Below are 13,563 nucleotides of genomic sequence, written 5' to 3' on the forward strand. Positions count from 1 at the left end.
AGGCGCCGGCCCGCGTGCGAGCCGGCGCCTCTTCGCCGCCGCTACCAGCCGGCGAGCTGCTCCAGGAACCAGTCGATCAGCACCTCGGAGACGTTGCCGTGCTCGGTGTTGGCCGTGTCGCAGCAGAACGCGTCCAGGAATGTCTCGTCCTTCGGCAGCTCGGTGAGGTCCCTGTACAGGTCGGTCTGCCACTGGTACGGGTCCCTGGCCAGGGCGATGGCGCTGACCGCGGGCACGAAGCAGCTGTGGCGGAACCGATCCTGGACGGGCAGCCCGATCGCGTCGGCCACCCTGCCCCACGAGTCGAGCGTGCCGCCCGGCGCCCCGTCGAACGCGGCCACGTGCGAGGTGGCGCTCGTCCACGTCGGAGCCCCGAACTTGACCGTGCCGACGTTCTGCAGCTGGCCCATGTCCGGCTGGATCTTGGCCGTGAGCTGCAGCGGGTCGTAGTGCAGGTCGAACACCGGCGTGCCCGGCGGCAGGTCGCGCCCCGTGCCGTCGCCGACCCCGTTGGCCAGGCCCAGCTTGTACGGGCGGATCGGGAACCAGCCGACCCGGCGCAGGTCGTCCAGGAAGTCCGTGCGCAGCGGGCTCGCGGTGGTCACGGGGCCCGAGTAGTCCTCGTTCTCGACCCAGGCCCACAGGAGCTGCTGCGCGGCCGGGCTGCGGATCAGCTCGGCCTGCCCGGGGCCGTTCGCGCTCGGCTCCAGCGATTCGTGCAGGTAGGCGAGCTGCTGGAGCACCAGCGGGATCCAGGCGCCGAGGTGCGGCGTGTCATAGGAGAAGTACTTGTCGGTCTGGTGGTCGGCACCCTCGGTCTCCATGCGCGCCAGCGCGTACCTGGTGACCATGCCGCCCATGCTGACCCCGCCGACGACCAGCGGGAGGTCGCCCTGCCGCTCCCGGATGGCCCGCTGGACGCAGGTGACCGCCACGGCGGCGTTGGCCTGGATGTACGTCTGACGCTGGTCGAAGCCCAGGAGGATGACGTCGATGCCCATGGTCCGGAGCTGGTCCAGGAACCCGGGGCTGCGCTCGCTGTTGAAGTGGGCCCACAACGCGTCCAGGTCGCTGGGCCCGTAACCGAAGCCGTCGGCGAAGATCAGCGGCCGGGTCAGCGCGGCGTGCCCGTCGGCCAGATAGATCGCGGCGCGCCCGGTGGCCGTGCGCCCCAGGTGCGGCTTGTCGCCCACCAGCTCCCAGACGCGGTCGGGCCTGGGCGCCTCGCTCACGCGGGGATGCGGGGTCGAGAACCAGACCCCCTGCTCGCCGAGCGCGTCCACGATCCGCTCGGACTGCTCCTCTGTCAGGCTGTTCCTGACCGACTGGGCTCTGCTCTCGACGTCGATTCTCGGTTCGTGCGCCATGTCGATCCTCTCGCTAGGTGCCGGACCCCAAAAGGGCCACTGACCACACCATATGGTCACTTTGGGTAATCGACCGCGTACCCGAAGTGGGTGGCGCGTCCGGTCAATCCACCTGTGGCCGGAGATCGACGGTGAGCGTGCCGGCCTCCGACCTGACCTCGGTGCCGAGGTCGGCGCAGGCGGCGGTGAACCGGGCCCGGATCCAGCGGGTCTCCATGTCGTTCGCGATCCTGGTACGGCAGTAGTCCAGCGCGATGGGGACGGCCCGCAGCCGTACCGGGCCCCGCTCGTCCAGGGTGACCAGGAAGATCAGCCCGAGGTCGTTGCGGAGCTCGGGGTCCACGATGTAGTCGTCGATGAGGTCGCCCAGGTCGTACAGGACCGGTCCGGCCACCCCGTGGAAGACGTGCGCGGAATGCCCGGCCACCAGGGACGCGCCGGCCTTCACCAGGGCCCGGGCGGCGCGGCGGACGTGCGTGACGGGCTTGGAGGTCATGTTCGGGCCCCAGTGGACGCAGACCAGGACGAGGTCGGCGTCCAGGCTCCCGATCGTGCCCGTGAGCCGGTCCGGCACCCCGGAGCCGAGGTCGGCGTACGCGACGCCGGGCCTGCGCTCGGTGGCCGCGAACTCGGGGGGATGGTCGGTGACGCCCAGCACCGCCAGGCGGAGATCCCCCACCTTCAGCTCGGCGGGCTCCCAGGCGCGGGCCAGGTCGGCGCCCGCGCCCACGGTGCGGATCCCGGCAGCCGCCAGGTGGTCGAGGGTGTCGAGGAGGGCCTCGTGGCCGTAGTCCAGGGCGTGGTTGTTGGCCAGCGTGACCGCGTGCACGCCCAGCTCCGCCAGCATCGCCGCGGCCTGGGGCGGGGCGCGGAAGTGGAACGCCTTGCGCAGCGGGTCCCAGCGCCGGCCGCGGTCCGAGACGCAGCATTCGAGGTTGAACAGGACCAGATCGGCCCGGGAGAGCACCGAGCGCACGCCGGTGTCGAAGAAGTCGGCCGGATCGGCGGTCAGGCTCAGCCGCTCGGCCACGCCGCGGCCGAGCATGGTGTCGCCCGCGAGCGCCAGCGTGACCGATTCCCCGGCGCCCGGGCCCGGCGTGGTCCCCGTTCCGTCGGTCATGTCCACCCAGCTTCCCCGTCCGATGGCTTCGACACGCCCTCTGACCTGCGACGGAACCGTTCATGACGGAAGATTGCGGGTACGGGATGAATTTGGAGGAGGGGGACGACGGTGTCCCTCACGTCACGGAGGTGAGAAAGCAGTGGCTTTGCCGATAAGGCGCAATCGAGGAGCGATACAGGCGGGTGTTCCCTGGCAGAGGCGGTCCTGGGATCCCTTCACCGAGTTCGAGCAGCTGTGGGATCAGATGGGGCGGCTCTTCGAGCAGGGCGCGGAGAGCGACATGGCCGCCTGGCGGCCGGTGGCGGAGACCGAGGAGACCCCGGACGCCTACATCGTGCGGGCGGAGCTTCCCGGGCTGAAGCGGGACGACATCAACGTCGAGGTCAACGACAGCGAGCTGTGCGTCTCCGGGGAGATCAACGAGGAGGACAAGGGCCAGATGCTGCGCCGGCGCACCGGACGGTTCGTCTACCGGACGATCCTGCCGAGCGACGCCGACACCGAGCACATCGGCGGCGAGCTGACGGACGGCATCCTGATCCTGCGCGTTCCCAAGACCGAGAAGGGCCGCGCCCGCCGCATCGAGATCAAGGGCTGACACCGGGGGAGGCGCATGGCCGGCACGCAGGCGTTCTGGATCGGCGCCGCGCGAGGGCGCGACGGCGCGGAGCCGGGCAGCGCGCAGGAGCGCTACGGCGAGGAGCTGCGCAGATGGCGGCATGCCTTCGAAGCCGTGCACGGCGAGCCGGCCGCGGGCGGCGTCACCCTGGACCCGCTGCACTTCGCACTGGGTGCGTGGGAGGTGGCCACGCGCCCGGTGGCGGAGCACGCCTACGTGCGCCGCCACCCGAGGGTGCTGGACGCGACCTGTCACCGCCCGGAGGAGGTTCCGGGCCTGCTGGCGGTGGTCGAGCTGGCCGCCCCGCTCCCGTTCCCGCTGCCGCGGGGCTGGTCGAGCTGGCAGTGCCAGGAGCCCACCTACGTGCCGCCGCCGTACGAGCGGCCGACCGCGCTGAGCACGCTGGAGCTCCGCGTGCCGCTGCCGGTCGAGCGCCTGCCCACGCCCACCCACGCGCGGGCCGCGGGCCTGCCGAACCTCGACGACGCCCAGGCCTCGCTCGAAGCGCTCCTGGCCGAGCTGAACGCCGTGGTCAACCCGTTCCTGCACGAGCTGGAGGAAGCCGATCCGGTGAGGTGATCCAGGATGAAGGTGAGGTGATCCAGGATGAACAGGCGCGACAACGATCCCGAGGACGAGTTCTTCGCTCCCGTGCTGCGCGAGCCGCCACCTCCCGAGGACATCACCTCCTCCGGCGTGGTGAGCGACACCGGCGTGCCCGACGTGCACGGAGGCGGCCATGGCGAGTGGCCGCAGGCGCCGCCGCCGTCGAACTGGCTCGGCGTGCGCCTGCTGGCGGCCGCGCTCGGGCTGCTGGTGGGGGTGGTTCTGACCGTGCTGGCCCTGCTGGCCGCGCGGCCGCTGCTCGCCGTGCCGCCTGCCCTCGTGGCGCTGGGGGCCGCCGTGTATCTGGTGACGTTCAGCGTGCGGCGCTCGCACGCCGACGGCGGCCCTCCGACGTTCGGATGAGCGCCCTCTGGGTAAGCGCCCAGTTTGAGGTCAGTCGGGGCAGAGGAGCAGAGATGTCTCTCATCGATCTTGAATGCGTGCGCCAGTTGCTGCAGTCGGAGGAACCCGACGCCACGTTGGTGTTCGTCCGGGGTGACTGCGTGGTCCTGCCGGCCGATGAGGTGGATGACGCGCACAAGGGCCTGGTCATCGCGCACCGCGACGAGCTCGCGGCCCGGTTGCCGGAGGGCGGGCTGAGCGAGGAGGCCCTGGAGGACCTGGCGACCAGGCTGGACAACATCGCCCGCGACCTGGGCGCCTAGCCCGCTATTTCCCGTTCTCCAGGTAGTGCAGGACGGCCGCCACGCGCCGGTCGGTCCGGTCGGTCGGCGCCAGGTCGAGCTTGGAGAAGATGCTGCGGATGTGCTTGTGCACGGCGCCGTCGGTGACGAACAGCCGCTCGGCGATGGCGGCGTTGCCCAGGCCCTCGGCCATCAGCGCCAGCACGTCGCGCTCGCGCGGGCTGAGCCGGTCGAGCCGGCTGTCGGGCCTGCTGCGGGCCAGCAGCTGCGCGACGACCTCCGGATCGATGGCCGTGCCCCCCTCCGCCACGCGGTGCAGCGCGCCCATGAACTCCTCGACCCGCCCCACCCGTTCCTTGAGCATGTAGCCCAGCCGGGCGCTGCCGTGGGCGAGCAGGTCGGTGGCGAACGCCTGCTCCACGTACGCCGACAGCACGAGCACGGCCAGCTCCGGTTGGCGCCGCCGGGCCTCGACGGCCGCGACGATGCCCTCGTCGGTGTGGGTCGGGGGCATCCGGACGTCCACGATGGCGACGTCCGGCTGGTGGGCGTCGATCGCGGTCAGGAAGCCGTCCGGGTCGGGCGCGGTGGCCACGACGTCCAGCGACTCCGCCCGCAGCAGCAGCGCGAGACCCTCGCGCAGGAGCGGGTCGTCCTCGGCGATCACAATCCGCATGGGAGGCTCACATTCATGGTGGTAGGTCCGCCTTCTGGGCTGGTCAGCGCGAAGGTCCCGTCGAGGGCCTCGGCTCGGCGGCGGATCCCGGCCAGCCCCGACCCGCTCCGCTCGTCCGCTCCGCCGCGGCCGTCGTCGGTGATCCGGAGGTCCAGCCGGTCGTCGTGCCGCCGGATCGTGACGGTGGCGTGCCGCGCCTGGCTGTACTTGGCGATGTTGGTGAGCCCCTCGGCCACCACGAAGTAGGCCGTGGCCTCGACGGACGCGGCGCACCTGCCGGGCATGTCGACGTCGATCCGGCAGGGGACGGGGCAGCCGGCGGCCAGGCCTGTCAGCGCGTCGGCGAGGCTCCGGTCCGTCAGCACCGGGGGCAGGATGCTGCGCGAGACCGCGCGGAGCTCGGCCAGCGCCTGCTCGGCGGCGTCCTGCGCGCGTTCGAGCATGGCGTCGGCGGTGGCCGGGTCGCGGGCCAGTGCGCGGCGGGCCGCGCCGAGCATGACGTTGACGGCGACGAGCCGGTTCTGCGTGCCGTCGTGCAGCGATCTCTCGATCCGCCGCAGCTCGGCGGCGTGCGCGTCGAGCGCCTCCGCGCGGGTCGCGGTGAGCTGGGCGACCCGCAGCGCCAGGTCGGTGCTGGGATCGGCGGCCAGCAGCCGCCGCCCCGGCCACGCCTGCAGGCGCGCCATGCCGGGGACGAGGGCCAGGGTCAGCGCGATCCAGCCCACGCTCAGCGCGCCGACCGCGAGGGCGCCCGGGAGGTCGTGCACCACCCAGAGGTCCAGGCCCGCCCCGTCCGGCATCAGCCGCCACCACAGCGGGAACGTGAGGTCGCGTACCGCGCTGAGCGGCAGCGTCATGCCGACCGCCCCGAGCAGCAGCCCGAAGAACCCGTGGATCAGCACCCAGTACAGCTCGCGCCGGCTCGCCGGGTTCGTGATCGCCGCCCGCAACTCGGACGGGACCGGGTCGGGACTGATGACGACGTCAGGCCCCCAGCGTGACAGCCGCCCCCGCTCCCGGTCGGCGACGACGCGCAGAACGTGCAGCGCGGTGGGCACCAGGAGCAGGCCCACGCCGACGAGGCAGGCCAGCGCGGTGATGACCACGACGAACACGGCCAGGATCGCCAGGATCGCGGTGCCGACGCCGCCGACGAGGTGTTCGAGGGCGTCGAGGGTGGCCCGGGTCCGGGCCACCATGTCCCACCGGCGTAAGGGCCCCGCGTCGGGAGTCGGCATCCTCAGACCCTAGGGCATCTCCCAGGACGAAGAGGTGCTGGCGGACGAACAGTACAGCCTGCTGCACCTCGGGCTGTCTCACTGGCGGGATCGCCCGTGGCGACGGCGATCCGTAGCGTCTTGGGGTGTCACCCGATCTTGTGAGGAGCACGCCATGAACCCCGTCCGTATCCCCCGACCCGTGCTGTGGCTGCTGCTGGCGATCTTCGCGGTCGGCAACATGGTCACCTCCACCTCCGATCTCAACATGCTCGTCGGCATCGGGTTCGGCCTGGCCACGATGGCCTGCGCGGCCGCGCTGATCCAGCAGCACTACGCGCAGCGGCGCGGCTGAGCGACGGATTCGTCCTCACTCCTGAGAGGGAGCCGCGGAATCGCCCTCACCGGCGATGCCCGAGGACCCCCGCGCGGCCGAGGATCGTCCCCATGAACTCCCGTATCCCCTTCGTCGCCGCGCCCCTGCTCGTGCTCGCCTACGGCGTGATCCGGATCCTCGACGGCCTCGACGGCAGCCGGGGTCCCGGCATCGCGTGGACCACCGGCCACCTCGCCTTCATGGCGGCACTCGTCCTGTTCGTCCCCGTCTTCTGGCAGATGCGGCGGATGGCCGGGGGGAACGCCCTGGCCACCGCGAGCGCGGCGGCCGGGACCGTCGGCGTCGTGGCGCTGCTCGCACAGTTCGGCATCGACATCGTGGTCGGGTTCATGTCCGCCGACAACGAGGCGATGGGCGTGCTGTTCGACCGGGTCCAGAGTGTCCCCGGCGTCTCGGCCGTCGTCTACGACGTCGTCCCGCTCCTGTTCTTCGCCGGCCAGCTCGCCCTCGTCGTGCAGCTCGCGGCGCTGCGCCGGGTCAGGGTGTGGACGCCCCTCCTGGTCATGGTCGACCTCATCCTGCCGTTCATCGAGAAGGACCTCATCCCGCTCGGCGCCCTCTGCCTGCTGGTCTCGTTCGTCCCCGTCGCCCGCCAGGTCCCCGCCACGCCCAGGCCCGCCGCAGCGCTCGCATGACGTACGAGGCAAGATGGGATGTTGTGTCCGACCTACGGTTCTTTGCGGCTATTCGCCGGTGGTCGAGCTCGCTGCCGCCGATCTGGGTGGACGCCGCGCTCGCGCTGCTGGTGCTGGTCGCGCAGCTGTGGCCGCTGTTCACCCGCGAGAACCCGTACGGCGGGCCCTGGCACTGGTGGGGCTACGCGGTCGTGGTCACCGCCGCGGTGCCGCTGATCTGGCGGCGCCGCGCGCCGGTGACCGTCCTGGCCGCCAGCCTCATCGCGACCGGACTCTACGACCTCGTCGACGAGGTGGCCGCGCAGCCCATCTGGTACGGCTCGCTCATGGCGCTCTACACCGTGGCCGCCTACTCCGCCAGGTGGCCCCGCCTGATCATGCTGGCCTTCACGATCGCCGGCGGCCTGCTCATCGTCGGCTCCTCCGAGACCGCGATGCGCGGCGTCGTGCTCTTCACCGCCGCCTACGCCATCGGCCGGGCCGCCGCAGCCTCCCGGGCCCACGCCGCCGCGCTTGAGGAACGCGCCGTCCAGCTGGCCCGCGAGCGCCAGGCCGAGGCCGAGCGGGCGGCCGAACGCGAGCGGGCCAGGATCGCCCGCGACATGCACGACATCCTGGCCCACGCGGTCAGCCTCATGGTCGTCCAGGCCGAAGCCGGACCGGTGGTGGTCAGGAGCGACCCCGCCAGGGCGGAGGCCGTCTTCGACGCGATCGCCGCCGCGGGGCGCGACGCCATGATCCAGCTCCGCCGCATGCTGAGCGTGCTCAAGGAGGAAGAGGGCCCGCGGGCGCCGCAGCCGACGATCGCCGCGCTCACCACCCTGGCCGAACAGGTCAGGGCCACCGGTCTCGACGTGACATACTCCACCTCCGGCGAGCCGGGGCCGCTGACTCCCGACACGGAGATCGCCGCCTACCGGATCACCCAGGAAGCCCTCACCAACATCGTCAAGCACGCGGGCGCGGCCCGTGCCGACATCAGACTCACCTGGCAGGACGACACCCTCATGATCGACATCGCCGACGACGGCCGCGGCTCAGGAAGCTCGCTCCCCTCGGGCGGCAACGGCCTGATCGGCATCCGCGAGCGGGCCGCGGCCTGCGGCGGCACCGCCGACTTCGGCCGGCGCCCCGACGGGCCGGGCTTCCGGGTCCTCGTACGGCTCCCGCTGGCCGGCCGGGCGGTGGCGGCATGAGCGTGCGCGTGGTGGTCGCGGACGACCAGGAGCTGGTACGCGCCGGATTCAGCATGATCCTCGACGCCCAGCCGGACATCGAGGTCGTCGCCGAGGCGGGAGACGGCGAGCAGGCCGTCGCCGCCGTCCGTGAGCACAGTCCCGACCTGCTGCTGCTCGACATCCGCATGCCGGTCATGGACGGCATCGAGGCGGCCAGGATCGTGTGCGCGGACAGCGGCTGCCGCGTCCTCATGCTGACCACGTTCGACCTGGACGACTACGTCTACGACGCGCTGCGCGCGGGGGCGAGCGGGTTCCTGCTGAAGGACGTCCGCCGCGACGACCTCATCCACGCCGTACGGGTGGTGGCGGCCGGCGAGTCGCTGCTCGCGCCGTCGGTCACCACGAAGCTGATCGCCGAGTTCACCGCCAGAACGGCCGCCCGTCCGGCCGTGCCGCCGACGGAGCGGCTGGCCGTGCTCACGGCACGCGAGCAGGAGACGCTGCGCATGATCGCCCGCGGCCTGTCCAACGCGGAGATCGCGCAGGCCATGGTGGTCAGCGAGCACACCGTGAAGACCCACGTCAGCAACGTGCTGACCAAGCTGGGGCTGCGGGACCGGGTACAGGCGGTGATCGCCGCCTACGAGAGCGGCCTGATCGTCCCCGGGGGCGGGTGATCAGGCGGCACTGGCGATAGCGTATGCGTCGGATCCTTCGGGAAGGAGAACGCATTTGCTGGGCGCTCACGTGCATGCCTATCTCAGGTCGATGGCGGGGGACCGGGCGGTCCGGTGCGGGCCGTTCACGATCAAGTTCGACGAGCACGACGACGCGCTCCCGTTCAACTACGCCGTTCCCGACGACGACGCCGCGCTCACAGCGGACGAGGTCGCCGAGCTGGTCGAGGCGTTCCGCGCTCGGGCCAGGACGCCTCGCCTGGAATACGTGCCGCAGGTGTCCCCGAAGGTGGAGGACGCCCTGCTCGCGGCCGGGTTCGCCCAGGAGGGGCGCTACCCGCTGCTGGTGTGCCCGCCGGACGAGGTGGTGGAGCGGCCGGTGGACGTACGGGTCGCGCTCGTGACCGAGGATGCCGACCTCTGGCAGGTCGCGCGGGTGATGAACGAGGCGTTCGACGCGCCGGAGCCCACCGAGCACGACATCGCGCGGTTCCGGCGGGTCCTCGACGGCGGCGGCCTGATCGCCGCCGCCTTCGACGCCGGGGAGGCCGTCGGCGCCGGGCAGCTCGGCCGCCCGCACCAGGGGGTCGCCGAGGTCGCGGGCATCGCGGTGCTGCCCTCGCACCGGCGGCGCGGCATCGCGGGAGCGGTCACGGCGCTGCTGACCCGCGAGGGAGCGGGCGCCGGGGTCACGACCCCGTTCCTCACCCCGGCCGACGACGGCGCCGCGCGGGTCTACGCCCGCGTGGGCTACCGCAAGGTCGGCGAGGCCCTGTACATCTCCCTCCGCTGAGGCTTACTCGGCCGACGCGCTCAGGTCGAGCAGGGCGAGGCGCTCCGGGTCGTTGAGGATCTCCAGGGCGGTGATCCTGCCGTCGGTGATCGTGAAGCCGAGCACCGACCGGGGCCGGCCGTTCTCCCTGCCGACGAGCCCGACCATGCCGTTGACCAGCACCGGCTCGACCGTGTAGGCGCGGCTGAACCGCCGGAAGTTCGTCGCCTCGCCGGCCACGGCCGCCGCGCCGATGATCGTCCGCATCCCGCCCGCGGCTCCCGCGTCCACGCGCATCACCGCGTCCGGATCGAGCACCCCGAGCAGCGCCTCGAAGTCGCCGTCGCGTGCGGCGGCCAGGAAGGCGTCCACGACCCGGCGCTGCCGGCCCGGGTCGGGGTCGGGCGACGGGACGGTCCCGCGTACGCGCTGCCGGGCCCGGCTCGCGAGCTTCTTGGCCGTCGCGGGAGTGCGGTCCACGATCGGGGCGATCTGCTCGAACGGCACCGCGAACATGTCGTGCAGCACGAACGCCAGCCGCTCCGCCGGGCTGAGCGACTCCAGCACCACGAGCAGCGCCAGCCCGACCGAGTCGGCGATCAGCGCCTGCTGCTCGGGGTCGCCCCCGTCCTCTGGGCTGATGACCGGGTCGGGCAGCCGCTGCTCCAGCGGGTCCTCGCGCCGTGACGTACGGGTGCGCAGCATGTCCAGGCAGACCCGGCCGACGACCGTGGTGAGCCAACCACCCAGGTTGTCGATCTCACCCGAGTCCGTACGGCTGAGCCGCAACCACGACTCCTGGACGGCGTCCTCGGCCTCGGCGAGAGAGCCGAGCATCCGGTAGGCCACCGCCCTGAGATGGGTGCGGTGCTCCTCGAACCGGTCGGCAAGAAAGTCGTCGGCGTCCACGGTCACATCCTCGATCAGGGCTCCTACCTACCTGACGGCGCAGCCTCGCCAAAGGTGACAGGCGATCGCGGTCACCTTCTCGTCTCCCGCTCCGTCATAGCCCCGAACACCTCAGAAACGGGAGAGACCATGACATTCAACGAGTTGCGGAACGCCGTGCGGGGCGAGGTGCTGCTGCCCGAGGACGGCGGCTTCGACGCGGCCGCCAAGGCGTGGAACCTGACGGTCGCCCAGCCGGTGGCCGCCGTGGTCACGGCCGAGGACGCCGACGACGTGGTCGCCCTCGTGCGCCACGCCCGCAAGTCCGGCCTCACGGTGGCGGCCCAGCCCAACGGCCACGGCGCCTCCGGCGCCACCGACGGCGTGATCCTGCTGCGTACGGGCCGCCTGAACGACGTCACCGTGGACCCCGGGCAGCGCGTGGCCAGGGCGGGCGCGGGCGCCCGGTGGGGTCGGGTGCTCCAGGAGGCCGGGCCGCACGGCCTGACCGGGCTGGCGGGCAGCATGCCGGCCCTCAGCGTGGTCGGCTACACGCTGGGCGGCGGACTGTCCTGGTTCGGCAGGAAGTACGGCTGGGCCTCGGACTCCGTGCGCGCCTTCGACGTCGTGGACGCCGACGGCGACCGGTCCCGGGTGACCGCCGGCTCCGACCCGGACCTGTTCTGGGCCCTGCGGGGCGGCGGGGGCGACTTCGCGCTGGTCACCGCCGTGGAGTTCGACCTGCACCCGGCGCCGCGGCTGTACGGCGGGCGCGTGATGTGGCCGGGCACGCGGACCGCGGAGGTGTTCGACGCCTACCGGCGGATCACCGAGAACGCGCCGGACGAGCTGTCGGTCTGGTTCAACCGGGTCCAGCTCCCCGACGGGCCGCCCATGGTGGCCGTGGACGCCGCCTACCTGGGCGACGCCGCCGAGGGCGGCGCGCTGCTGGCCGCCCTGGACAAGATCGACGGAGCTGTCGTGGACAAGCGGGCCGCGCTGCCGGTCGCGAACCTGGCCGACATCACCGCCGAGCCGACCGATCCCGCCCCCGCCATGGCCCGTGCCGAACTGCTGACGGAGCTGGACGAGCGGGTCCTGCTGGACGCTCCGCTGGCCCCGCTGCTCGGTCTCCAGGTGCGGCATTTGGGCGGCGCGCTGGCCGAGGAGCGGTCCGGGGCGGGTGCCCGGGGCGCGGTCGCGGAGCCGTACCTGCTCTATCTGATCGGTCTCGGGCTGCCGCACCTCAAGGACGCGGTGGTCGCCAGGCGGGCCGGGCTGGTCGGGGAGCTGCGTGTCAGCGGGCGCAAGCCGTACACGTTCCTGACCGCGGGGGAGCGGGCGGCGGACGCCTTCGACGAGGGGACCCTGGCCCGGCTGCGCGAGCTCAAGCGCGCCCGCGACCCGCAGGGCGTGTTCCGCGCGAACTTCCCGGTCGGTGCTTGACCGGGAAGTTCGCGGGAGACGGGTTACTTCTTCTCCTCCATGGTCACGGTCACGGTGTCGGTCTTGCCGTCCCGCTGGTACGTGACCGGCACCTGCTGGCCGACCTTGAACCCGCGGACCTGGCCCACCACCGTGTCGCCGCCGGAGACCGCCGTGTCACCGATCTTGGTGATCAGGTCTCCCTGCTTCAGTCCGGCCTTCTCGGCCGGGCTGCCGGCGCTCACCTGGCGGACCAGCGCGCCGGGCACGTCGCCGGTGGCGTCGGTGACGCTCACCCCGAGGAAGGCGTGGGTCACCTTGCCGCTGCTGATGAGCTGCTCGGAGACCTGCTTGGCGGTGTTCACGGGGATCGCGAAGCCGAGGTTGACGCCGTCGGCGGCGACCGCGCTGTTGATGCCGACCAGCTCGCCGGCCGCGTTCACCAGGGCGCCGCCGGAGTTGCCCGGGTTGATCGCCGCGTCCGTCTGGATCATGCCGCCGAGCGTGGTCGGCTCCTCCGCCTGGCTCTGCTGCTGCCCGCCCAATCCCGGCGGGAGCTGCTGGTCGCCCCGGCCGCCGCCGGCCGTCACGGTACGGTCGAGCGCGCTGATGATGCCGGATGTCACTGTCCCGTCCAGGCCGAGCGGGCTGCCGATGGCCAGCACGTCGTCCCCCACCTTGAGCTGGTCGCTGTCGCCCAGCGTGACCTTGGCCAGCCCCGACACACCCTCGGCCCGGATGACGGCGAGGTCGGTGGCCGGGTCGGTGCCGACCACGGTGGCCTTGGCCGTCTTGCCGTCACTGAACTTGACCGTCAGCTGCCTGCCCTGGCCGCTCACCACGTGGTTGTTGGTGAGGATCAGCCCGTCCTCCGACAGCACCACGCCGGAGCCCTCGGCGGACTGCCCCTGGATCATCACGACCGACGGCTGTACCTTCTCCGCCACCTGCGCGACCGTGAGCTGGCCGGAGGCCGTACGGAAGACCGGGCTCGCCACGGTCTTGGTGACCGTCGGGACCGGCTGCCCGGCGCCGGCGACGTAGGCGCCGACGGCGCCGCCCCCGAGCGCGGTCGCCGTCAGCGCCGCGAACGCCGCCAGCGCCAGCCCGGCGACCGCCTTGCGCGTGAGCACGAACCCGGCCCGTTGCCGCTGCGGCGGCGGAGGAGGCGGCAGCACCGGCCCGGGTCGGGTGAAGGTCCCGGTGGTGGGCGGCTTGTCGCCGAACTGGCTCCAGCCGCCGGCACTGTCCTCGCGGGGGGCGTTCGCGTCCATGTCATCTCCTAGAGTCCCGATGACACCAGCGTGACGAACGGCGAGTAAGTCCTGCTTAAGCC

Annotated in this window: 16 protein-coding genes; 10 read left to right on the forward strand and 6 right to left on the reverse strand. The window is 72.4% G+C overall.

The annotated features are described in order from the left end of the window. Positions 1 to 41 precede the first annotated feature (41 nt). Both ABZX61_RS12100 and ABZX61_RS12105 read right to left on the reverse strand, forming a co-directional pair. Positions 42 to 1,367, reverse strand: a complete 1,326-nt coding sequence (locus ABZX61_RS12100) for a hypothetical protein (RefSeq protein ID WP_355193830.1) — start codon at positions 1,365 to 1,367, stop codon at positions 42 to 44. Positions 1,368 to 1,470: 103 nt separating this feature from the next. Continuing rightward, positions 1,471 to 2,487, reverse strand: coding sequence for a CapA family protein (locus ABZX61_RS12105; protein WP_355193832.1), 1,017 nt, complete (start codon positions 2,485 to 2,487; stop codon positions 1,471 to 1,473). A 247-nt stretch (positions 2,488 to 2,734) separates the two neighbouring features. On the opposite strand from ABZX61_RS12105, the gene ABZX61_RS12110 reads away from it, so the two are divergent. From ABZX61_RS12110 to ABZX61_RS12125, 4 genes are read left to right on the forward strand one after another with little or no spacing between them, the layout of a single operon-like run. Beyond that, positions 2,735 to 3,088, forward strand: a complete 354-nt coding sequence (locus ABZX61_RS12110; RefSeq protein ID WP_355193834.1) for an Hsp20/alpha crystallin family protein — start codon at positions 2,735 to 2,737, stop codon at positions 3,086 to 3,088. 15 nt (positions 3,089 to 3,103) lie between these two features. Beyond that, positions 3,104 to 3,688 (forward strand): hypothetical protein, encoded by a 585-nt coding sequence (locus ABZX61_RS12115; RefSeq protein WP_355193836.1) that lies wholly within the window; start codon positions 3,104 to 3,106, stop codon positions 3,686 to 3,688. A gap of 27 nt (positions 3,689 to 3,715) precedes the next feature. Next, positions 3,716 to 4,078, forward strand: a complete 363-nt coding sequence (locus ABZX61_RS12120) for a hypothetical protein (RefSeq protein ID WP_355193838.1) — start codon at positions 3,716 to 3,718, stop codon at positions 4,076 to 4,078. 53 nt (positions 4,079 to 4,131) lie between these two features. Further along, a complete protein-coding gene (locus ABZX61_RS12125; RefSeq protein ID WP_355193840.1) occupies positions 4,132 to 4,380 on the forward strand; it encodes a hypothetical protein in 249 nt (82 codons plus the stop codon). Positions 4,381 to 4,384: 4 nt separating this feature from the next. Here the strand turns inward: ABZX61_RS12125 and ABZX61_RS12130 are convergent, their stop codons facing one another. Both ABZX61_RS12130 and ABZX61_RS12135 read right to left on the reverse strand, forming a co-directional pair. Continuing rightward, entirely contained in the window at positions 4,385 to 5,035 is a 651-nt protein-coding gene (locus ABZX61_RS12130) for a response regulator transcription factor (RefSeq protein ID WP_355193842.1), read from the reverse strand. Then, positions 5,023 to 6,273 (reverse strand): sensor domain-containing protein, encoded by a 1,251-nt coding sequence (locus ABZX61_RS12135; RefSeq protein WP_355193844.1) that lies wholly within the window; start codon positions 6,271 to 6,273, stop codon positions 5,023 to 5,025. The genes ABZX61_RS12130 and ABZX61_RS12135 overlap by 13 nt, the downstream gene beginning before the upstream one ends. Positions 6,274 to 6,427: 154 nt before the next feature. Here ABZX61_RS12135 and ABZX61_RS12140 point away from each other — a divergent pair, with 154 nt between their 5' ends. The 5 genes from ABZX61_RS12140 (at position 6,428) to ABZX61_RS12160 (ending at position 9,935) form a co-directional block, all read left to right on the forward strand. Beyond that, on the forward strand, positions 6,428 to 6,607 hold the full coding sequence (locus tag ABZX61_RS12140) for a hypothetical protein (RefSeq protein WP_355193846.1): 180 nt from the start codon (positions 6,428 to 6,430) through the stop codon (positions 6,605 to 6,607). 92 nt (positions 6,608 to 6,699) lie between these two features. Continuing rightward, positions 6,700 to 7,284: a hypothetical protein gene (locus ABZX61_RS12145; RefSeq protein WP_355193848.1), complete on the forward strand. Its 585-nt coding sequence runs from the start codon at positions 6,700 to 6,702 to the stop codon at positions 7,282 to 7,284. 23 nt (positions 7,285 to 7,307) lie between these two features. Continuing rightward, positions 7,308 to 8,480 (forward strand): histidine kinase, encoded by a 1,173-nt coding sequence (locus tag ABZX61_RS12150; RefSeq protein ID WP_355193850.1) that lies wholly within the window; start codon positions 7,308 to 7,310, stop codon positions 8,478 to 8,480. After that, a complete protein-coding gene (locus tag ABZX61_RS12155; protein WP_350723458.1) occupies positions 8,477 to 9,142 on the forward strand; it encodes a response regulator transcription factor in 666 nt (221 codons plus the stop codon). Before ABZX61_RS12150 ends, ABZX61_RS12155 begins: the two co-directional genes overlap by 4 nt. Positions 9,143 to 9,197: 55 nt before the next feature. After that, positions 9,198 to 9,935, forward strand: a complete 738-nt coding sequence (locus ABZX61_RS12160; protein WP_355193852.1) for a GNAT family N-acetyltransferase — start codon at positions 9,198 to 9,200, stop codon at positions 9,933 to 9,935. A gap of 3 nt (positions 9,936 to 9,938) precedes the next feature. Here the strand turns inward: ABZX61_RS12160 and ABZX61_RS12165 are convergent, their stop codons facing one another. After that, the gene (locus ABZX61_RS12165; RefSeq protein WP_355193854.1) at positions 9,939 to 10,823 is read right to left on the reverse strand and encodes a sigma-70 family RNA polymerase sigma factor; all 885 of its coding nucleotides are present in this window, start codon (positions 10,821 to 10,823) and stop codon (positions 9,939 to 9,941) included. Positions 10,824 to 10,952: 129 nt separating this feature from the next. Between ABZX61_RS12165 and ABZX61_RS12170 the strand changes: the two genes are divergently transcribed. Continuing rightward, positions 10,953 to 12,248, forward strand: coding sequence for an FAD-binding oxidoreductase (locus ABZX61_RS12170; RefSeq protein ID WP_355193856.1), 1,296 nt, complete (start codon positions 10,953 to 10,955; stop codon positions 12,246 to 12,248). Positions 12,249 to 12,271: 23 nt separating this feature from the next. Here ABZX61_RS12170 and ABZX61_RS12175 read toward each other — a convergent pair whose 3' ends face one another. After that, a complete protein-coding gene (locus tag ABZX61_RS12175) occupies positions 12,272 to 13,501 on the reverse strand; it encodes a trypsin-like peptidase domain-containing protein (RefSeq protein WP_355193858.1) in 1,230 nt (409 codons plus the stop codon). Between the last annotated feature and the right edge of the window lie 62 nt (positions 13,502 to 13,563).

This window comes from Nonomuraea sp. NPDC003709, from assembly GCF_040610775.1.
Classification (GTDB): domain Bacteria; phylum Actinomycetota; class Actinomycetes; order Streptosporangiales; family Streptosporangiaceae; genus Nonomuraea; species Nonomuraea angiospora_A.